At 35.4% G+C, this 20,563-nt stretch carries 17 protein-coding genes; 6 read left to right on the top strand and 11 right to left on the bottom strand.

Features of this window, described 5'->3' with window-relative positions:
* Position 1 precedes the first annotated feature (1 nt).
* The 9 genes from FNW52_RS15495 to aspS form a co-directional block, all read right to left on the bottom strand.
* A complete protein-coding gene (locus FNW52_RS15495; RefSeq protein ID WP_143378341.1) occupies positions 2–1,027 on the bottom strand; it encodes a 2Fe-2S iron-sulfur cluster-binding protein in 1,026 nt (341 codons plus the stop codon).
* Between the two features lie 92 nt (positions 1,028–1,119).
* Entirely contained in the window at positions 1,120–2,487 is a 1,368-nt protein-coding gene (nuoF, locus tag FNW52_RS15490) for an NADH-quinone oxidoreductase subunit NuoF (protein ID WP_143378340.1), read from the bottom strand.
* Between the two features lies 1 nt (position 2,488).
* The gene (locus FNW52_RS15485; RefSeq protein WP_143378339.1) at positions 2,489–3,019 is read right to left on the bottom strand and encodes an NAD(P)H-dependent oxidoreductase subunit E; all 531 of its coding nucleotides are present in this window, start codon (positions 3,017–3,019) and stop codon (positions 2,489–2,491) included.
* A gap of 84 nt (positions 3,020–3,103) precedes the next feature.
* Positions 3,104–4,342, bottom strand: coding sequence for an NADH-quinone oxidoreductase subunit D (locus FNW52_RS15480; RefSeq protein WP_143378338.1), 1,239 nt, complete (start codon positions 4,340–4,342; stop codon positions 3,104–3,106).
* A 70-nt stretch (positions 4,343–4,412) separates the two neighbouring features.
* The gene (locus FNW52_RS15475) at positions 4,413–4,934 is read right to left on the bottom strand and encodes an NADH-quinone oxidoreductase subunit C (RefSeq protein ID WP_143378337.1); all 522 of its coding nucleotides are present in this window, start codon (positions 4,932–4,934) and stop codon (positions 4,413–4,415) included.
* 2 nt (positions 4,935–4,936) lie between these two features.
* The gene (locus FNW52_RS15470) at positions 4,937–5,485 is read right to left on the bottom strand and encodes an NADH-quinone oxidoreductase subunit B (RefSeq protein ID WP_116763990.1); all 549 of its coding nucleotides are present in this window, start codon (positions 5,483–5,485) and stop codon (positions 4,937–4,939) included.
* A 175-nt stretch (positions 5,486–5,660) separates the two neighbouring features.
* Positions 5,661–6,026, bottom strand: coding sequence for an NADH-quinone oxidoreductase subunit A (locus tag FNW52_RS15465; protein WP_143378336.1), 366 nt, complete (start codon positions 6,024–6,026; stop codon positions 5,661–5,663).
* Between the two features lie 235 nt (positions 6,027–6,261).
* Positions 6,262–6,456: a cold-shock protein gene (locus FNW52_RS15460; protein ID WP_077378011.1), complete on the bottom strand. Its 195-nt coding sequence runs from the start codon at positions 6,454–6,456 to the stop codon at positions 6,262–6,264.
* Positions 6,457–6,564: 108 nt separating this feature from the next.
* Positions 6,565–8,319 (bottom strand): aspartate--tRNA ligase, encoded by a 1,755-nt coding sequence (gene aspS, locus FNW52_RS15455; protein ID WP_143378335.1) that lies wholly within the window; start codon positions 8,317–8,319, stop codon positions 6,565–6,567.
* Between the two features lie 392 nt (positions 8,320–8,711).
* Between aspS and FNW52_RS15450 the strand changes: the two genes are divergently transcribed.
* From FNW52_RS15450 to FNW52_RS15425, 6 genes are all read left to right on the top strand, one after another.
* Positions 8,712–9,710, top strand: coding sequence for a TlpA disulfide reductase family protein (locus tag FNW52_RS15450; RefSeq protein ID WP_143378334.1), 999 nt, complete (start codon positions 8,712–8,714; stop codon positions 9,708–9,710).
* Between the two features lie 176 nt (positions 9,711–9,886).
* Positions 9,887–10,234 carry a toxin-antitoxin system YwqK family antitoxin gene (locus FNW52_RS15445; protein WP_143378333.1) on the top strand — a complete coding sequence of 116 codons (348 nt, stop codon included), beginning with the start codon at positions 9,887–9,889 and terminating at the stop codon, positions 10,232–10,234.
* A gap of 440 nt (positions 10,235–10,674) precedes the next feature.
* Positions 10,675–10,947 carry a DUF4242 domain-containing protein gene (locus FNW52_RS15440; RefSeq protein ID WP_143378332.1) on the top strand — a complete coding sequence of 91 codons (273 nt, stop codon included), beginning with the start codon at positions 10,675–10,677 and terminating at the stop codon, positions 10,945–10,947.
* A gap of 414 nt (positions 10,948–11,361) precedes the next feature.
* A complete protein-coding gene (locus tag FNW52_RS15435) occupies positions 11,362–14,232 on the top strand; it encodes a hypothetical protein (RefSeq protein WP_143378331.1) in 2,871 nt (956 codons plus the stop codon).
* A gap of 383 nt (positions 14,233–14,615) precedes the next feature.
* Positions 14,616–14,846 carry a hypothetical protein gene (locus tag FNW52_RS15430; RefSeq protein ID WP_143378330.1) on the top strand — a complete coding sequence of 77 codons (231 nt, stop codon included), beginning with the start codon at positions 14,616–14,618 and terminating at the stop codon, positions 14,844–14,846.
* On the top strand, positions 14,828–15,142 hold the full coding sequence (locus tag FNW52_RS15425; protein ID WP_143378329.1) for a type II toxin-antitoxin system RelE/ParE family toxin: 315 nt from the start codon (positions 14,828–14,830) through the stop codon (positions 15,140–15,142). The genes FNW52_RS15430 and FNW52_RS15425 overlap by 19 nt, the downstream gene beginning before the upstream one ends.
* 149 nt (positions 15,143–15,291) lie before the next feature.
* Here FNW52_RS15425 and FNW52_RS15420 read toward each other — a convergent pair whose 3' ends face one another.
* Both FNW52_RS15420 and FNW52_RS15415 read right to left on the bottom strand, forming a co-directional pair.
* Entirely contained in the window at positions 15,292–16,530 is a 1,239-nt protein-coding gene (locus FNW52_RS15420) for a TMEM143 family protein (RefSeq protein ID WP_143378328.1), read from the bottom strand.
* A 461-nt stretch (positions 16,531–16,991) separates the two neighbouring features.
* Positions 16,992–20,492, bottom strand: coding sequence for an efflux RND transporter permease subunit (locus tag FNW52_RS15415; RefSeq protein ID WP_143378327.1), 3,501 nt, complete (start codon positions 20,490–20,492; stop codon positions 16,992–16,994).
* Positions 20,493–20,563 lie beyond the last annotated feature (71 nt).

The raw sequence follows: 20,563 nt of genomic DNA, 5'->3' as shown, positions 1-20,563 counted from the left end.
CTTAAGAATTTTTGTTGTTAGTATCTAATGGATTACTTACCATACTGATTTTTTTTCTGTCTTGATCTCTACCCAAAAGAATGTTTTTCTCAGTAGCGATTTCTACTTTTTCTAATTTTTGAGTGTAGTTATTTTGATTAATAACTGAATCTTTTTCGAATTCTCTCGGCCCTTCAATTACCCAGTCCGAAACTTCTTTATGGTCAAAACGACATCCGTTACAAATGAATTCCTCTACTTCATGGTATTCGTCTTTACGACCCGTAACACGTTGAATTTCGTTGCCGAACATCCAAACGGTTGTTTTTCCACAACATTTGTCGCAATCTCTATGAGCGTTATACGGTTTGTTGAACCAAACTCTCGATTTGAATCTAAAAGTTTTATCAGTTAATGCACCAACTGGACATACGTCAATCATGTTTCCAGAGAATTCATTGTCTATCGCTTTAGAAATACAGGTCGAAATGTTGGCGTGATCACCACGATCCATCACTCCATGAACTCTATTGTCTGTCAATTGATCCGCAACCTGCACACATCTTTGACATAAAATGCAACGATTCATGTGCAATTGAATATTCGGACCTATATCTTCAGGTTCAAAAGTTCTTTTTTCTTCTATAAAACGAGTTGCTGATTTTCCGTGTTCAAAGCTTAAATTTTGTAAATCACATTCTCCAGCTTGATCACAAATAGGGCAATCAAGTGGGTGGTTGATTAACAAAAATTCCGTTACCGATTTTCTTGCTTCTTGAACTCTTGGCGATGCTTTGCTGGCAATTTCCATTCCGTCTTGACAACCAGTTACACAAGATGCCATTAGTTTTGGCATAGGTCTTGGGTCGGCATCACTACCTTTGGTTACATCCACTAAACAACAACGGCATTTTCCACCGCTCCCTTTTAGTTTAGAATAATAGCACATTGCTGGCGGAACAACTTCTCCACCAATCATACGCGCAGCCTGCAAGATGGTTGTTCCTGCTTCTACTTCAATTTCTTGACCGTCTATGGTTACTTTCATTTTCTACCCAATATTTAACTCACAAGGAGTATCTCTTTAATTCTGATAATCTGAACTCTCAATCTGCAATCTAAAATCGTTAATCAAAAATCTTAAATCACTACTTTAGAAACTAAATGCTTTACTTTTTCGAAAGGTTCAGCAACGAAATGGTCTCTATTTTTAATTTTTTCCGGGAAACGGATATGGTATTCAAATTCCTCTCTAAAGTGACGAATCGCTGCGGCTACTGGCCAAGCTGCGGCATCACCTAATGGGCAAATGGTATTTCCTTCTATTTTGCTTTGAATGCTCAAAAGCAATTCAATATCTTCTTCACGTCCATGACCATTCTCTATTCGGTGTAAAACTTTTTCCATCCAACCCGTTCCTTCACGACATGGGGTACATTGACCACAACTTTCATGATGATAGAAACGAGAGAAATTCCATGTATTACGAACAATACAAGAGGTGTCGTTGTACACGATAAACCCACCGGAACCTAACATAGATCCAGTAGCAAAACCACCATCACTTAGGGATTCGTAAGACATCAAACGATCTTCGCCTGCTGCTGTCTTGTAGATTAAATGTGCCGGTAAAACAGGAACAGAACTTCCTCCGGGCACAAATGCTTTTAATGGTCTGTCTGAGCTCATTCCTCCTAGATATTCATCGGAGTTCATGAATTCATAAACGCTTAGTCCCATTTCAATTTCATAAACACCAGGGTTTTTGATATGTCCTGAAGCAGAAATTAATTTGGTTCCTGTAGATCTTCCAATACCGATTTTGGCATATTCTGCACCAGAATTGTTTACAATCCATGGCACAGCAGATATAGTTTCAACGTTATTTACAACGGTAGGATTTGCCCAAAGCCCTGAAATTGCAGGGAATGGTGGCTTGATGCGAGGGTTTCCTCTTTTTCCTTCCAATGATTCGATCAAAGCGGTTTCTTCACCACAGATGTAAGCTCCTGCACCACAATGAACGTATAGTTCTAAATCAAATCGAGATCCTAATATGTTTTTACCTAAAAATCCAGCAGCTTTTGCTTCGTTAATGGCTCTTTCCAATATTTTATAAACCCACATGTATTCTCCACGAATGTAGATGTACGAACGGTTGGCACCCAAGGCATAACTGGAAGTAATCATTCCTTCAATCAATAAGTGAGGGATAAATTCCATCAAGTAACGATCTTTGAAAGTTCCTGGTTCTGATTCATCGGCATTGCAAACTAAATGTCTTGGCTTTCCTGATTTTTTATCAATAAAACTCCATTTCATTCCGGCTGGGAATCCTGCTCCACCACGACCTCGTAAGCCCGAAGTTTTAACTTCTTCGACTACTTCGTCTGGGGTTAATGTTTTCAAGGCTTTTTCTACAGAGGCATAACCACCGTTTTGGCGATACACTTCGTAGGTTTTAATCCCAGGAATATTTATTTTGTCTAATAATATTTTTTGTGACATATTATTTATCGTGTACTATTATTTTATCGTCTTTACAATCGGTAATTAGCTGGTCTATTTTCTCTTTGGTTAAGTGTTCTTTGTAAAAATCACCCAACTGCATCATAGGAGCATAACCACAAGCGCCTAAACATTCAACACCTCTAACTTCAAATAATCCATCAGCAGTAGGTTCTCCAACTTTTACACCTAACTTCTCGCAGGTGTAATCCATCAAATCTTCTACTCCGTTAAGACAACATGGAGAGGTTTGGCAAAATTCAAACATGTATTTTCCAATAGGTTTTTGATTGTACATCGTGTAAAATGAGACCACTTCATATACTTCTATCGGTTTGATTTGTAAAATTTCGGCGACTTTGTCCATTAATTCAATACTCAACCAATTTTCGTGAGCATCTTGAACTTCATGTAAAACGGGAAGCAAAGCCGATTTTCTTTTATCTTCAGGATAATGACTGATCAATTCATTGATGCGATTCATCAATGTTTCGGTCATGTTTATTTCTTGTTTGTAATGTGTTCTTTCCATTTTTATATTTTTTGCCACAAAGGCGCAAAGGCACGGTTTTTTTAATCTTAAATCTAAAAATTGTTAATCAACAATCTAAAATCTTTAAGCGTCTAATTCTCCAGCAATAACATTTAAACTTGATAAAATAACAATTGCATCCGATAACATAGATCCTTTGATCATATCTGGATAAGCTTGATAATAAATAAAGCAAGGTCTTCTAAAATGCAATCTGTAAGGAGTTCTGCTTCCATCTGTTACCAAATAGAAACCTAATTCACCGTTTCCACCTTCAACAGCATGATATATTTCGGCAACTGGAACGGGAACTTCTCCCATAACAATCTTAAAGTGATAGATTAACGACTCCATAGATGTGTAAACATCTTCTTTTGGTGGAAGATAATATTCAGGAACATCAGCATGGAACTCATTTCCTTCCGGCATTTTTGCCAAGGCTTGTCTGATGATGCTCAAACTTTCCCAAACCTCGGCATTACGAACGCAAAAACGATCGTAGGTGTCTCCTGACTTTCCAACAGGAACGATAAAATCGAAATCTTCGTAAGAACTATAGGGTTGCGCAACACGCACATCATAATCAATACCGGCAGCACGAAGGTTAGGGCCTGTAAATCCGTAAGCCATCGCTTTTTCAGCTGTAATTGCGCCTACATTAACCGTTCTGTCAATGAAAATTCTGTTTCTTTCAAATAAGTTTTCAAATTCTTTCCAAGCAACTGGGAAATCTTTTAAAAACACATCTAATTTTCGGAAAGCTTCTGGTGACCAATCTCTTTCGAAACCACCAATTCTTCCCATATTTGTTGTTAAACGAGCGCCGCAAATTTCTTCGTAGATTTCGTAAACTTTTTCTCTAAATTGAAATACATAAAGGAAACCAGTATAGGCACCTGTGTCTACCCCAAGAATTGAATTACAGATTAAGTGATCGGTAATTCTAGCCAATTCCATTACAATAACTCTTAAGTATTGCGCTCTTTTTGGAACTTCAATGTCTAATAATTTTTCTAATGTCATCCACCATCCCATGTTATTGATAGGGGACGAACAGTAGTTCATTCTATCGGTAAGAGGTGTAATTTGGTAAAAAGGACGATTTTCGGCAATTTTCTCGAAAGCTCTGTGAATGTAACCAATGGTTGGCTCTGCCTCAAGAATTTTTTCACCATCCATCAACAAGATATTTTGAAAAATACCGTGCGTTGCAGGATGCGTAGGACCTAAGTTAAGAATCGAAAGTTCGCTTCCATCTTCATTGTGTCTCTCCTTGATAATTTTAGCATAGCGATGCTCTGGTGATAATAATAGTTCAGACATTTATTTAATGTGAAAAATTAAGCCTCATTTCTCCCGATAGCTATCGGGAGAAATGAGGTGTATATTTATATTAACTATTTATTGTTGTTCTTCCGAAATACCTGTCGTCTTTGTCTGTTCTTCCGCTGTCTTCCATTGGGAACTCTTTTCGCATTGGGAAAGAAATCATCTCATCCATATTTAAAATACGTTTCAATTGGGGATGACCGATGAAATTGATTCCGAAGAAATCATACGTTTCTCTTTCCATCCAATTGGCACACAAGAAAATGTTTGAAATTGATTTTATTTCAGGATTTGTCCCGTTTATAAAAGCTTTGATTTTGATTCTTTTATTTTCGTACCAATTGTGCATGTGATAAACTAAAGCAAATTGCCTGTTTTCTTCATTGTCAGGGTAGTGAATACCACACAAATCAGTCAAAAAGTGAAAACGTAAAGTGGGATCGTTTTTTAAGAAAAGAATAACTGCCGTTATTTTATCCGAAGCTACTTCAAAAGAGAAAATATCTCTTTCTTGAGTGAAGCGAAAAACATTTTCGCCAAAAGTTTCAGTTAATTTTTCTTGAATTTCTATTGTCTCTAAAGCCATTTTTATTTGATATTATAAGAGGCTAATAATTCTTGATATTCTGGGGAGCTTCTTCTTCTTACAGATTCGCTTTTTACCAATTCTTGCAATTTCATTACTCCATCAACAATTTGTTCTGGTCGTGGAGGACAACCCGGAACATATACATCTACTGGGATCACTTTGTCTATACCTTGAAGTACTGAATAAGTGTCAAAAATACCTCCGGAACAAGCACAAGCTCCTACTGAAATTACCCAGCGTGGTTCGGCCATTTGTTCGTATACTTGACGTAATATAGGAGCCATTTTTTTAGAGATAGTTCCCATTACCATTAGCATATCGGCTTGGCGAGGAGAAAAACTTACTCTTTCAGATCCAAAACGGGCCAAATCATAATGGGAAGCCATTGTTGCCATAAATTCGATACCGCAACATGATGTGGCAAACGGTAAAGGCCAAAGTGAGTTGGCGCGAGCCAAACCTACTACATCATTCAGTTTTGTGGCGAAGAAACCTTCACCAACAACACCTTCTGGAGGGGCAACCATATTTATTTTAGAATCGCTCATTTTAATTTTAGATTTTAGACTTTAGATTTTAGATTCAGGCGAATCGTAAAATAAAATCAACATTTTAAAAAATCAATTTTTAATATTTTTAAAAACTCTAAATTTTAAATTTCAAGTCTTAAATTTTCTAATTGTAAAAATCTAAAATCTAAAATCTAAAATCTGCATTCTTAATTTATTCCCACTCTAAAGCTTTCTTTTTGATGATGTAGAAAAAACCCACCAAAAGTAATAACATAAAGATAATCATTTTTATCATTCCTTCCATTTCTAACTCCTTGAAATTCACTGCCCAAGGGTATAGAAAGATTACTTCGACATCAAAAAGGACAAATAAGATGGCTACTAAGAAATACTTTACTGAGAAAGGAATCCTTGCGTTTCCAATAGATTCAATACCACATTCGAAGTTTTTGTCTTTAATTTCTGAAGACCTTTTTGGGCCTAATTTTCCAGAAACTATTATCGTAGCTACTACAAATCCTACAGCCAGTATAAACTGCATTAAAATAGGAATATAATTGAATTGGTCTGATTGCATAATCGTAAATGTTTTGCTTTGGAATAAGACGCAAAGATAGCTTTCGTGTTGTTAAAACACAAGTTTTGGATCTAATTAAGTTGGATGATTGGCGGGATTGAAATCTAATTTTTATTGATTATAAATAAGAATTATTTGGAGTGGATTTTGGGGTGCAAACAAAAAAAAACGTCCCGAAATAAATCGAAACGTTTTTTAGACATTTGTGCAAAAAAACAGTAAACTATTTTTATGCTTAAAGAACTGCTACTTTAGCTGCAACTTTTCCTTTTCTTCCTTCTTCTTCTTCATAACTAACTCTGTCACCTTCGCGTAATTCTTCCGCGTTGATTCCTGATGCATGAACAAAAATGTCTTTTCCTGTTTCTTCGTCTGTAATGAATCCGTAACCTTTAGATTCATTGAAAAATTTAACTGTACCTGTACGCATTGTAATAGTAATAATAATTTATAATGAGGCAAATGTAATCTTTAATATAATACGAAAGTCATTCTTACATATTTTTTTTGTAAAAATATTGATATTCAACGATTTCAGTTATATTATTGTGTTTAATTTAATATGTAATTCCTTTAATTGAGAGTCATCAATATTGGATGGTGCATCAATCATTACGTCTCTTCCTGAGTTGTTTTTTGGGAAAGCAATAAAATCTCGAATGGTTTCTTGTCCTCCCAAGATCGCAACCAAACGGTCTAATCCAAAAGCTAAACCTCCGTGTGGTGGTGCTCCAAATTGAAAGGCATCCATTAAGAATCCAAATTGTGCTTTGGCTTCGCCTTCGGTAAATCCTAAATATTTGAACATTAATTGTTGGGTCGCTTTATCGTGAATACGAATAGAACCTCCACCAATTTCGTTGCCGTTCAAAACCATGTCGTAGGCATTGGCGCGTACTTTTCCAGGGTTGGTTTCCAGTAAGTGCATATCTTCTGGTTTTGGAGAGGTAAATGGGTGGTGCATCGCATGATAACGACCGCTTTCTTCATCAAATTCTAATAATGGGAAATCGACAACCCAAAGAGGTGCGAATTCCGCTGGATTTCTTAAGCCCAAACGAGTGGCTAGTTCCATACGTAAGGCACTTAATTGGGCTCTTGTTTTATCGGCAGGTCCAGAAAGCACAAAAAGCATGTCGCCTGGTTTTGCCCCTGTGGTTTTTGCCCAATTGGTCAAATCGTCTTGATCGTAGAATTTATCCACAGATGATTTATAAGTTCCATCTTCGTTACATTTTGCATATACCATTCCGCTGGCGCCAACTTGAGGACGTTTTACCCAGTCAATCAGGGCGTCAATTTCTTTACGGGTGTAATTACCTGCCCCAGGAACAGCAATTCCTACAACCAATTCGGCTGCATTGAAAACCGGGAAATCTTTGTGTTGCGCAAATTGGTTTAACTCACCAAATTCCATACCGAAACGAATGTCCGGTTTGTCATTTCCGTATGTTTTCATAGCATGTTCGTAGGTCATTCTTGGGAATTTGTCTACTTCGGTACCTTTTATTTCTTTTAGCAAATGACGAGTAAGACCTTCAAAAATATTCAAAATATCTTCTTGCTCCACAAAAGCCATTTCACAGTCAATTTGTGTAAACTCCGGTTGTCTGTCGGCACGCAAATCTTCGTCACGGAAACATTTTACGATTTGGAAATATTTATCCATTCCGCCCACCATCAATAATTGTTTAAAAGTTTGAGGCGATTGCGGTAAAGCATAAAATTGTCCTGCATTCATTCGAGAAGGAACCACAAAATCTCTCGCTCCTTCGGGAGTTGATTTGATTAGGTATGGCGTTTCTACTTCGCAAAAATCTAGATCCGAAAGGTATTTACGCACTTCCATCGCTACTTTGTGACGAAAAAGCAAACTGTTTTTTACTGGATTTCTTCGAATGTCCAAGTAACGGTATTTCATTCGGATGTCTTCTCCACCATCTGTTTCATCTTCAATGGTAAACGGAGGAGTCAAAGACGCATTCAATATGTTTAGTTCGGTAACTAAAATTTCAATCTCCCCAGTAGGAATGTTTTTGTTTTTGGCTTCACGCTCAATAACGGTGCCTTTAGCTTGAATCACAAATTCGCGACCCAGGGTTTTGGCCAATTCAAAAACTTCTTTTATAGAACGACTTTCGTCAAAAATCAATTGCGTAATTCCGTAACGATCTCGTAAATCGATCCAATTCATAAAACCTTTATCACGTGATTTTTGAACCCAACCGGCAAGTGTAACTTCTGTATTGATATGTGAGGCGTTCAATTCGCCGCAATTATGACTTCTGTACATGTTTTTAATTTTTGAGTACAAAAGTAAGTAAAGGTTTTGAAATAAAGCATGCATAATTTGACGAAGTTATTTTGGTCTTTTTCAAGACGACATCCTTTGAGGAAAGGATGGGCGAGCAGGAGCGTTGGCTTTGAATAGCGGGGCTATTGAAATATTTTTTAACGAAGAAAAAGGACAAAAGAACGAGGCAAAACGAAGTTCACTGAACTCCAATGAAAATAGAAACATAGTGAAGTAATTGTAGGGTTTATTTTGAAATATTTACTAAACTCAAAAAATAAAATAATCTCGAAAAGCACTCAACTTCAATGAAATTAAATTTTTGTTAATTTTTAAAACGCTTTAACATTTAGGATTAGATTTGATAAACCAAAATTTAACCGAAATAGTTTATGAAAAAAATAGTGTTTGTCGTAATTGCCGTTGTATTTTCTTTTTTAAGTAATGCACAAGGTAAGAAGTATGTTACTTTTCAGGCTGAAATAGCAAATAGAAATGGGGATTTCATTTTTATTCGTCAAAATCAAAAAATTATTAAGAAGATTGAAGTTAATAAAAATGGGATTTTTAAGGATACTTTAAAAGTTGTAGAAGGACCGTATTTACTTTTTGATGGAGTAGAGTATACCAGTTTATATCTTAAAAACGGATATGATTTAAAATTGAAAATGGATGCGAAACAGTTTGATGAATCTATTGTTTATACCGGAAAGGGTGCTCTTGAGAATAATTGTTTGGCTCAAAAAACAATTTTAGACGCTAAGTATGATTATGATAGGTTATTAGCAGCAAGTCCTGTAGATTTTAAACGCCTTTCGCAAGAGAAAATAGCGACTGATTTGTTACAATTAAAAAACAGCAAACTTGATCCTAACTTTGTAAATGTCCAAAAAAAGGAAATTGAAGAGTCTCTTGTTGGTTTGAATAAGTATTATGAACAGGAGCAAGAGAATAATAAGATGAATAATTTGCCGTCGCCATCTTTTGATTATCTTAATTATGCTGGGGGAACTACCAAATTAGAAGATTTAAAAGGGAAATATGTGTATATTGATGTTTGGGCAACTTGGTGCGGACCTTGCCGTCAAGAAATCCCATTCTTGAAAAAAGTGGAAGAAAAGTATCATGGTAAGAATATAGCTTTTGTCAGCATTTCTATTGATAAATTAAAAGATCAAGAAAAATGGAAAACAATGATTAAAGAGAAAGAATTAGGTGGTGTGCAGCTTTTTGCAGACAATGACTGGAATTCTAAGTTCGTTCAAGATTATAAAATTACGGGCATTCCTAGGTTTATTTTGATTGACCCAAATGGAATTATTGTAAAATCTAGTGCAGCACGACCTTCGTCAGATGATTTAGTTAAAGAGTTGGATGTACTTTTGAACTAAGGGTCTGTTAAAAAATACAAAAAAACCAATGCGAAAGTGTTGGTTTTTTTTGTGTTTTTAAATTTCCAATGTTAAGCTTTCGATTGTGTTACGAAATTGTTAAGCAATTGTTTTTTTAATGTAAATTTTCTTTCTAATTTTGGGATATAAGATGTAAACATTTAAAAACTAACGATATGAAAAAGTATGTAATTTTAGTAGCGCTGTTGTTTTCGGGAGTAATTTTTGCACAAGATGCAAAACCTGTTTTAGAACCTTTTGGAAAAAAAGTGAAAGCCACTTATTTTTATGAAAATGGACAAGTGCAACAAGAGGGATTTTTTGAGAACGGAAAACTGGAGGGAATTTGGGTTTCTTATAATGAAGCTGGAGATAAAATTTCTTCTGGAGAATATGTAAACGGAGTAAAAAACGGCAAATGGTTTTTCTGGAAAGGAAACAATCTTAGTGAAGTCGATTATTCTAATAACAAGGTTTCTAAAGTGAAAAACTGGAGACAAGAGGCATTTGCTACGTCTAACTAAATTACATGACTAAAACAAAGAAACCCATTCTGTAAATTCAGAATGGGTTTCTTTGTTTTAGTCATTTTATGTGTTGATATACAAGGTGTTATAAATTTGTTAAGTGGCAATCGGTTTAAGTGCATTTGTTGTATCTTTAGCATGGTAACACAGCGCATTGTTTGAGGCAAAATAGAGAACTAGTTAAGAATAAATATCTATTTGTCAGTGCTTTAGATTATAAGGTTTGCGTCTGTGAAGAAATCGGCTGTTACAGGTTATTGTATCAGCCGATTTTGATTGTTTTAGTGCTTTTTGAGTTTTTTTGCATCTGAAAAGCAATTGTATCTACTGCCCCTTTTTGCATAAATCTCTTTGATTCCTTTTAAGTAATTGCTAATGCGAAACTAAAAAGAGATTTTTCGATAGTTGTTTTATTCTAATTTTTTAATCTAATTAGTATGCCTAAGTATGTTATTGAAAGGGAAATTCCTAACGCAGGGAAGTTGACGCCAGAACAATTAAAAGAGATTGCGAATACGTCTTGTGATGTCTTAAGAAAAATGGGGCCCGAAATACAATGGAAACACAGTTATGTGACCGATGATAAAATCTATTGTGTCTACATTGCCCCCAATGTAGAAATGGTTCGGGAACATGCCAATCAAGGTGGGTTTCCAGCCAATAAAATAAGCCTTGTTTCTGAAATCATTGATCCGACTACTGCGGAGTAGAAATAGTAAGTTGATTTATAAAGAAGGAGAAAGTCGTTATGATTTTCTCCTTTTTTATTGGGTTTGTTTTTTGAAAGAAATCTGTAGTTTGTCAAGTAGTATCAACCTGTCTATGGTAAGGAAGTGCTAATGGTCTTCATTCGTAGAATCCGGAAATCATTCTGCTTTGTTAGAACAAAAAGGGAAGTATTTTGATTTGTGGGGTAAACAGAGTTTGGTGTAGTATAAAATGTTTTAAAATTAAATACCTTAGCGAATACAATAATACTTGTTTTCTGATGTTTCTTAAACGGCGGTAATAAATACCTTACCACGATAATTAGGAATAGTAAGTGCTTTAGATTATAAACAAAATAAAAAGCAATCAAGTACTATTTATTAAACCAACAATACGTTAAAAAACATTTATTCAACATGAAGCATTCCGTCTTTTATTTATTTTTCTTTATCCTTTTTTCTTTTCATTCTACTTATGCACAATACAATACACTTGGAAATCATCCCTCAACAGTTAAATGGAAATACATAAAAAATGACAAAATCAAGGTGATATTTCCTGATTCTACCCTTGAACAGGCAAAGCGTATCGCCGATGTTATTGCGTATATCAATAAAGAAAAACATATTTCGGTAGGAGATAAAAGCTACAAACTGGATTTGTTGTTAAACACCAATAACGCTATAGCAAATGGATATGTTGCTTTAGCACCTTTTAGAAGTGAATTCTATGCCACAGGAATGCAAAACCAACAGTTTTTAGGTACGATGAACTGGTTGGATAATCTCTCTATTCATGAATACAGACATGCACTTCAGTATTCTAACACAAGACATGGACTTACTAATTTTGCTTACTATATAGGTGGTGAGTCGGCTTGGAGTCTTGTTAATGCTATCTCTATTCCTAGTTGGTACTGGGAAGGGGATGCCGTACATTCTGAAACACTGTTGTCAGAAAATGGTAGGGGACGATTGCCTAGCTTTTTTGAGGAGCAAAGAGCTTTGTTTGTAAATAACAGGAATTACAATTATATGCAAATGCGAAATGGTTCTTTCAAAAATCTCATACCAGACCATTACACGATGGGATATAACATGATTAATTACGGAAGAAATCAGTATGATGAGAAAATATGGGCAAGGGTATTGGCCGGTGGAAGTGCTTTTCATTCATTTTATCCTTTTTCTAAAGCCTTAAAGAAAGAGACTGGTCTTAGCACAAGCCGTTTTTATAAGGCTTCCTATGCAGCATTAAAAGAAAAATGGATGGAGGAATTGGAAACAATGACCCTTACCGAAACTACTCCAATAACGACTAAGCCTAAAAATGTAGTAACAAATTATACGTATCCAAAAGCATTGGCTGATGGTTCGATTATTTGCCTCAAAAACAGTTATGATGAAACTACACAATTAGTTCAAATTATAGACGGGACTGAGAAAGCATTGACCCCAATTGGTATTGGAACAGAACCCTATTTAGACATAAATGGCAATAATGTATGCTGGACGGAAATACGAAATGATGGTAGAAGACAAGAAAGGACTTACTCTGTGATTGTTTCCTATAATTTGAAAACTTCTAAGAAAAGTGTCATAACAAAGAAAAGCAAATATTTCAGCCCGATGTTCTCTGCTACTGGAGAGAAGATTGTAACTGTCAGTGCAAACAAAAATCTGGAGAACAACATTAAAATTCTTGATGCTAAAACGGGAGCAGTTTTAAAAACGATTCCCAATCCAAAGAATGATTTTATTTCCTATCCTAAATGGTTGGATAATGAGAATGCGATTGTGTATTTATCAAAACGCAATTCAAAATTATGTATGCTGAAATATGATCTCAAGAATGATATAATTACGGAGTTGATGCCATGGACAAGTCACTCCATTGGAATGCCTAAAGTAATAAATAATGAAATTTATTTTTCGGCTTCATTTACTGGAATCAGCAACATCTATTGTTTAAAGGATGATGGCAGTAAGCAAATAAAAGCCATTACTTCGGTTGAGGTGGGTGCAGATTTTCCAGAGGTTACTGCTGATGGCACGGTGCTTTATATGTCTGAACAAACCGATATGGGGAAACAATTAACCCAAATAAATATCGAAGAAGGTATTTCTGAACTAGGTTCAAATCCTGTAACGATAATGGAACCTGTTGATTTGAAGCGTTTTGATGTAAAAACAAACGAGATTGAAAAACCAATTTTGAATGATATTCCTGTTAACGAATATGAGGTCAAAGAGTATAAAGGATTGTTTAGAGGAATGAAATTACATACTTGGGGATTCACTATAGGGAGTAATAACTCATTTAGCCTTGGAGGTTCGATGAGTAATATTCTTAATGACTTTTCTATCGATGCCTCTACGCAATACAATGGTAATGAGAAACGGATGTCCTATAATGCGGCCGTGACTTATGCCAAATATTTTTTGCCGGTTACCGCATCCTTAATTACTGCAAAAAGGAGTAACACGTATAATGTAAGTGGTTTTAATCCGGGTGATGGGTATAGGACTAAAAAAGTTGATTTTGATGAAGTCTCAAAAAACATTGGATTTATAGTGCCATTGAGTTGGTTACATTCAAATTATGCGACAAGTTTTCTGTTAGCTCCCACATTTTCAGCTATAGAAACAAATAATTACAGCAGTAATCAGGTTGGATATTCACACGAAAATTTGAATTTCAATTCAGCTCATGTCGGTTTTTCATTTTCTAACACTAGGAGGAGAGCCGTGCAAAATCTTTCGGCAAAATGGTCACAAAGCGTAAAGGTTGATTATTTTAAATCGTTAGATAATAGTGTTTCAAGCGAAAAAATATCGGCTACTGTAAATTTAAGTGCGGCAGGTTTTTCAAAAAATCATGGGCTTGATTTTTCATTTAGATATAAGAAAGAATTAATTACCAATGATTATTTATATGTCGATAATTTTATTCACGCAAGAGGGTATAGCCCTTTAAATAGTGATCAAGAAACCGTTTATTCGGCAAATTACAGTTTCCCGATTTGCTATCCTGATTCGGGTTTTGGTGGAATTATATTTATTAAAAGAATACATGCCAATCTATTTTTTGACGGCGGAATGACAGAGCGGTTCAATACTAAATTCAAACAGAATTCTACAGGAGTGGAGACGATTTTTACTTTTTCTCTATTCAACCTCAATGCTGATTTTGGATTAGGGATTAGAAATTCATTTTTGTTAAATACAGATCCTCTCAACGCAAATGCTAAAAGCAATAATGAAATTTTTGTTACTATGAATTTATAATGTTGAGCACTAAAATACTGGCATCGTAAAAAAATACTGCCCTTTAGAAAAACAAAAAACCACTCCGATCTCAAATTAAGGAGTGGTTTTTTTTGAAATATCTTTGTTCAAATGTTTTTTGCGGTCCTTTTTATTTAAGAGCAAACCATTTAGAAAAATGGAAGCCAAGAAAAGAAAAATATAATATAGGGCTTGGTATGCAGTTATTTGTAAAGTATTAATAATTAGATTTTAAGGTCTTTTTTTCTATAGCAAACAATTATAAGTAATTTTCATGAAACATATAATTGTGGGGAGCGATTTCATTTGATGTGAAAGAAAAAAATAAGCTAAAAAAAATATAAACAGAAAATACTATGTAAATTTGTAGAAACAAATTAGTTATGGCAACTTTAGAATTAAAAAAGTATTTGGTTTCAAAAATCAATCTAATAGATGATGATTTGGTGTTAGGAAAGATAAAAAAACTGGTTGATAAAGACGAAAAAGTTTATGTGCTTTCGGAGGCACAATTGGACAAGCTTAAAATTGCGGAGCAACAACTTTTGGATGGTGATTATATCGACCAAGCGGAAATGGACAGAAAGTTTGAAGCATGGCTAAACGAAAAGTAAGTTGGCTACGAGAAGCAGAGCTTGATATGTTTGAGATAACGCGTTATTACACCCAAAGAAATAAAAGTAAAACGTATAGTACAAAGTTATATCGAGAGATTAAAGAGGAATTAAGAACACTGGATTTTTCGATTGCATTGCCTCAAAGAACATCTGTTGAAAATCTTTTTTATTTTACTTATAACCATATTTCGGTATTTTTTTCTTTTGAGAACAATACTATTTTTGTCAAAATCGTTATAGACGACAGAAGAGACCCAAAAAGCATAAATAAACTTTTGCTAAAATCGGATTGATTTTCTACATAAACATTACATTTTATTTTCTGAAAACACAATTCAGAAAATGGCCTCAACAAAAATTAAGCGTCATGGTATTAATCCCGATAATTATCGGGAGCGGAGCTGCTTGTATCGCTTCTATTTCGCGTTTTTCTAATAGCCTACTAATTCGTACTTACTTGATTATACTCAAAGACGCTATCCCATATCTCGTCTATTCTAATGAGGGCTTTGTCCAAAGGAATAACTTCCCATTTACCATTGGTTTCTGATCCGAGACCAGCGTTTTTTAATTTCTGCAGTGCCTCTTTTACATCAAAATCAAGGTCTGTATTGTGCTTTGTTTTAAACCATGATTCAATTTGATGATCAAGTTCTGTTTCTGTTAATGGGGTTTTGCTTCTGTTTAAAAAGGAGTATGCCAAGATGGTTTCCTTGAGCACTTCTTCTTCGGAAGAGTTCAATAAAGAATAAAAGGCGCCGCTATTATTTCCTAGATTTTTGAAATAAAGGCTATCCGAAAGCATTTTTGAATATTTTATCTTCTTGTTTACAAAGTTATTGTATTGACGGAACAAGTACGCACCCAATATGCCAAGCGCAATTAAACCTTGATTTAGAGACGTTTTACTGTTTAATAAATCAATAGTTTCGCCAGATTGGTATGCCACCTGCATTGCAATCAATGCTGGAATGACTTTGGCACTCAATAATGAAATTCCTCCGACAAGTCCAGGAACCCATAACAGTATTTTGTCGGTTAATGACATTTTTGGAACTGCATTCGGGAATATGGTTTCTAGATCGTTTTTAGGTACCCGTTTGAAGATTTTTAATACTATAGACCCAGGATCAATGGGCATTTTGTCTAAGCCTACTTTCTTTTTGGTATAGTAATTTGCATCGTGATAATTAAGATAAATCATAACACGATCATAGTATTCAATTTCAATTTCTTTCTTCCAAAAAATGAACTTGCTCACTTTTTCTATCGTTGTATGCTGACCTCGAACATATATTTCATGCTCTTTGTAGGCATCTAAGTCAATGGCAAGTTTTAGCCCTATTAAATCGGAATCTTTGAAAGCATTGTCTAAAGTTTCTTGATCTACACGACTGTAATTACCTCTATCTAGGACCTTAAGAAGTGTTTCTTTGAAAAGTGAAAAGTTGCTTTTGTCAATATATGCCGCTCGTTCTTTTGGATGTATATCTGGGTTGAATGCCGCATAATTTTGTTTTAAATTACGGATTAGATTAAATGCTTCGTAATGAAAATAATGTTCAATTATATCAAATAGCTTTTTGAAATCTTCGACCTCTTTTTTATCTTCAGCATATTCTACAAGTTGTTGTTCGAGTAAGAATTCCTTATCAAATGGGATGTAGTGTTCTCGTTTCATATTGAATTCGGTGCCTTTGACTTTAATGGAAATATTGTTTTATAAGTTCGGCAAAGGTAAAGTACAAAAAGTGAAATATTTTATTTTCCAATATCAATTCTTTGCTATATTGGATTTTTTTGACATCTGAAGTTTTAGGTAAATTCTAATATCTAATAGGTTTTGTGTTGTACCTAACAGGTTTTTTTTAACCTGTTAGGTCTAAATATTTGATTGAACTAAACAAAGGAATACCTAACAGGTTGAAAAAACCTGTTAGGATAAGCGAAAATTTCAAGATCTGTTGGGTATAAATATTTGATTGAAATTACGAAAGACTTCTTGATTCCTTAATGGGGTTACGCCCAAATGATATTTGTAAAATAAGTTGTTTTTATGACTTGAATCCGCCAACCAAAAAACCACTCCATGCTCAAATTGTAGAGCGGAGTGGTTTTATTTATTTAGAGCTGTACTGGGGTTTAATCTTCCAGTGCGGCTCTTTTATTTCTGCGGTCTCTTAACCAATATTTGGTTCTCTTAACCAGATAGAACATCACCGGCACCATTACCAAGGTTAATACCGTGGCGTAGGTCAATCCGAAGATGATGGTCCAGGCCAATGGTCCCCAGAAGATCACGTTGTCTCCTCCCATGAAGATGTGCGGATTCAGGTCGGTTACTAAGGAGAAGAAGTCAAAATTCAGTCCGATGGCCAGTGGGATTAATCCCAAAACAGCTGTCAAAGCGGTTAGCAATACAGGACGCAACCTTGATTTACCAGACTCAATGATTACTTCTTTGATTTCGTCTAAAGTTAGATCGTCATGGCTTTCTAAATGATTATCGGCTACTTTTTTGTCTAACAATAAGACAAAGAAATCCATTAATACAATTCCGTTCTTTACCACAATACCCGCCAGGGAAATGATTCCCATCATGGTCATTAGGATCACGAAATCCATGTTGGCAATGACGTATCCGTAAAACACCCCACTGAAACTCAGTAATACGGTAAATAAAATCACCATAGATTTTGAAACCGAATTAAACTGCAACACGATAATGATGGTAATTCCAGACAGCGCCAAAAACAGGGCATACATCAAGAAGCTTTGGTTTTTGCCTTGCTCTTCCTGTACTCCAGAGAAGGAATAACTTACGGTTTTTGGTAATTCATATCCTTTTAAATCAGCTGCGATTTGTTTGGTAATTTCATCACCATTATAACCCGTCAAGACGTTTGAATAAATCGTCATGATACGTTTTTGGTTTTTCCTTTTGATCTGATTGTAAGTGGTTGTTTTCTCCGTTTCGGAAACAGCCGAAATGGGTACTTGCATCATTTGCCCGTTGTTCTGATTTCGGAACGTTAAAGACTGATTGAACAACACGTTTTCATTCTTACGTTGATCATCCTGCATGCGCATGGTAATGTTGTAATCATCATCTCCTTCTTTGTACGTTGAAATCTCTTGTCCGTACACCGAACGGCGCAAATTGAATCCCAGCTGTCCTGTAGAAACTCCTAAACTTCCCGCACTTACACGGTCTACTTTTACCTCTAGTTCAGGGCTTTCTTTATTGACATCGATGCTCAATCTTTCGATACCAGGAATATTTTTAGAATTGATAAACGCAATCATTTTGTCGGCTTCCTTCAGCATTTCATCATAATCAATACCTGTTAATTGTATGCTGACTGGGTAACCGGCTGGTGGTCCGTTCGCGTCTTTTTCTACCGTTACGGTGGCTCCGGCAATTCCGGTTACCTTGCGTCTAATTTCTTCCAGAATATCCCCTGTGTTGATTCCTCTTCTGAATTTAAATTCGGAGAAATTGACAGTCACTTTACCTTTAAAAGGAGTTTCGGAAGCAGATCCTGCATCTACGTTTGGATTTCCAGCACCAACTCCCACTTGAGACACGATAGATTCCGCCAAGTAGTTTTTGCCTGTTTTCTTGTCGACATATTTGCTTAAAACTTCAATAACCTGTTTTTCTACAAATAGGGTAGCCTTATTGGTTTTATCAATATCGGTTCCTTGTGGGTACTCGATATAGGTAATAACCTGATTCGGGATATTGTCTGGAAAGAACAATACTTTTCTAGGGAATATCCCCAAAAGGATGAAAGAGAAAAACAACATTCCTATAATTCCTGCCAAGGCAATCCAAGCTTTCTTTTTGGTAAGGATTTTTGATAAAAAGATTTTGTATTTGTCTTCCATTCTTGGAAAAAAGTCGTGTTGGAAATCTTGTGTCCATTGGTACAACTTCAATTTATACAACCACATTAATCCAAGAGATATGATGGAAATATGACAAATAGCTTTTTGAAATGTACTATTAAAATTTATACCAAGGAAGCCAAAAGAAATTCCTGAAAAATGCCCTAATAATCCAAAAACTATTGCAAGAACAAGAAATGTTTTGGTGTAAAATTTCAAACTTTTTTTAGTCACATTTTTGTCTTCAATATCCATCGATCCTCCTGTCATTGCCGCATTGACTACCATTGCTACAAATAAAGAAGCAGATAGGGTAACGGTTAATGTAATTGGGAAATATTTCATGAATTTTCCCATAGTTCCAGGCCACAAGGCAAATGGTAAAAATGCCATTAAGGTAGTTGCTGTTGAGGAAATTACCGGCCAGGCGATTTCGCCAATACCTACTTTCGAGGCTTGTACACGATTCATTCCTTTTTTCATATTGGCAAATACGTTGTCGACCACTACAATTCCGTCGTCTACCAGCATTCCCAGTCCCATAACCAATCCGAAAAGTACCATGGTATTTAGGGTCAAGCCAAAGGCGGAAAGAATACTAAACGCCATTAGCATGGATAAAGGGATAGCAGCACCCACAAACAAAGAGTTTCGTAATCCCATGGTAAACATCAACACGATCATTACCAACACAATTCCGAAGATGATGTGGTTCGAAAGTTCATCTACTTGATGTTCAACTCGTGAAGATTGATCGTTTGTCAATTCAATTTTCAAGTTAGAAGGCAAGTACGATGCTTTGGCTGCTTCGATTTTTTCTTTTACCTGTTCAATAGCCGAAATCATGTTTTGATTGGAACGTTTTTTTACGCTCAGCATCACAACTTCGGTTCCTTTCTCACGGGCATAAGTAGTTTTTTCTTTTTCTTTAAAACTAACTACTGCGATATCTTTCAGGTACACGGTTCCGCCATTGTGTTTTACAATGATGTTTTCCAGTTCTTTTGGGTCTTTGATTTCCCCAACAATTCTAATGTTGTTTCTAGAACCTTGCGAAATTAAATTTCCGCCCGAAAGCGTCATATTCTCATATTTCACTGCATTTTGAATATCGTCAAAAGATACTTGTGCAGCCGTCATTTTGAAAATGTCAACGGCAATCTCTACCTCTTTATCGTCTACACCCAGTATGTCTACTTTTTTTACTTCGGCAATTTCCTCAATATCATCTTGAAGTTGTTCTCCGTATTTTTTTAGTTGTTGAGTCGTATAATTTCCCTGTAAATTGATGTTTAGAATGGGCACTTCTTCCGAAATGTTCAAATCAAATACACTCGGCTCCACTTTGCTTCCATTGTCAAGATTAGGCCAATCGGTATCTGCTTTTACGATATCTACTTTGTCCTTAACTCTTGATTTGGCAATTTCGATGGTTACTTTGTCTCCAAATTCCACGATGATCATTCCATAATCCTGAAAAGAGCTAGAAGTAATTTTGTCTACTCCGCTGATGTTTTTAATTTCCTTTTCGAGTGGTTTGACAATCAATTTCTCTACATCCTCAGCCGAGTTTCCAGGAAAAACGGAAGAGATGTAAATCTTGTTTTCTATAATTTCCGGAAAATCTTCTCGGGGCATCGTAACATAGGCAATAACTCCAGTGATAACGATCAATAAAGTCAAGATATATACTGTAACTCGATTTTCGACAGCCCAACTTGATATTCCGAATTCTTTATTTTGATGGCTCATTTGATTTGAGATTTTTGATTAACGATTTGAGATTTTTGATGTATGATTCGTAATCGTTACTATGTACGATT

It is taken from the genome of Flavobacterium sp. ZT3R18 (assembly GCF_007097385.1).
Taxonomy (GTDB): Bacteria; Bacteroidota; Bacteroidia; order Flavobacteriales; family Flavobacteriaceae; genus Flavobacterium.
This window is presented reverse-complemented; position numbering and strand designations above follow the sequence as displayed.

Excerpts from the sequence above, each read along its gene's own strand:
- FNW52_RS15495 (WP_143378341.1), bottom strand. The coding sequence starts at position 1,027 with ATGAAAGTAACCATAGACGGTCAAGAAATTGAAGTAGAAGCAGGAACA.
- nuoF (WP_143378340.1), bottom strand. The coding sequence starts at position 2,487 with ATGTCACAAAAAATATTATTAGACAAAATAAATATTCCTGGGATTAAA.
- FNW52_RS15485 (WP_143378339.1), bottom strand. The coding sequence starts at position 3,019 with ATGGAAAGAACACATTACAAACAAGAAATAAACATGACCGAAACATTG.
- FNW52_RS15480 (WP_143378338.1), bottom strand. The coding sequence starts at position 4,342 with ATGTCTGAACTATTATTATCACCAGAGCATCGCTATGCTAAAATTATC.
- FNW52_RS15475 (WP_143378337.1), bottom strand. The coding sequence starts at position 4,934 with ATGGCTTTAGAGACAATAGAAATTCAAGAAAAATTAACTGAAACTTTT.
- FNW52_RS15470 (WP_116763990.1), bottom strand. The coding sequence starts at position 5,485 with ATGAGCGATTCTAAAATAAATATGGTTGCCCCTCCAGAAGGTGTTGTT.
- FNW52_RS15465 (WP_143378336.1), bottom strand. The coding sequence starts at position 6,026 with ATGCAATCAGACCAATTCAATTATATTCCTATTTTAATGCAGTTTATA.
- FNW52_RS15460 (WP_077378011.1), bottom strand. The coding sequence starts at position 6,456 with ATGCGTACAGGTACAGTTAAATTTTTCAATGAATCTAAAGGTTACGGA.
- aspS (WP_143378335.1), bottom strand. The coding sequence starts at position 8,319 with ATGTACAGAAGTCATAATTGCGGCGAATTGAACGCCTCACATATCAAT.
- FNW52_RS15450 (WP_143378334.1), top strand. The coding sequence starts at position 8,712 with ATGAAAAAAATAGTGTTTGTCGTAATTGCCGTTGTATTTTCTTTTTTA.
- FNW52_RS15445 (WP_143378333.1), top strand. The coding sequence starts at position 9,887 with ATGAAAAAGTATGTAATTTTAGTAGCGCTGTTGTTTTCGGGAGTAATT.
- FNW52_RS15440 (WP_143378332.1), top strand. The coding sequence starts at position 10,675 with ATGCCTAAGTATGTTATTGAAAGGGAAATTCCTAACGCAGGGAAGTTG.
- FNW52_RS15435 (WP_143378331.1), top strand. The coding sequence starts at position 11,362 with ATGAAGCATTCCGTCTTTTATTTATTTTTCTTTATCCTTTTTTCTTTT.
- FNW52_RS15430 (WP_143378330.1), top strand. The coding sequence starts at position 14,616 with ATGGCAACTTTAGAATTAAAAAAGTATTTGGTTTCAAAAATCAATCTA.
- FNW52_RS15425 (WP_143378329.1), top strand. The coding sequence starts at position 14,828 with ATGGCTAAACGAAAAGTAAGTTGGCTACGAGAAGCAGAGCTTGATATG.
- FNW52_RS15420 (WP_143378328.1), bottom strand. The coding sequence starts at position 16,530 with ATGAAACGAGAACACTACATCCCATTTGATAAGGAATTCTTACTCGAA.
- FNW52_RS15415 (WP_143378327.1), bottom strand. The coding sequence starts at position 20,492 with ATGAGCCATCAAAATAAAGAATTCGGAATATCAAGTTGGGCTGTCGAA.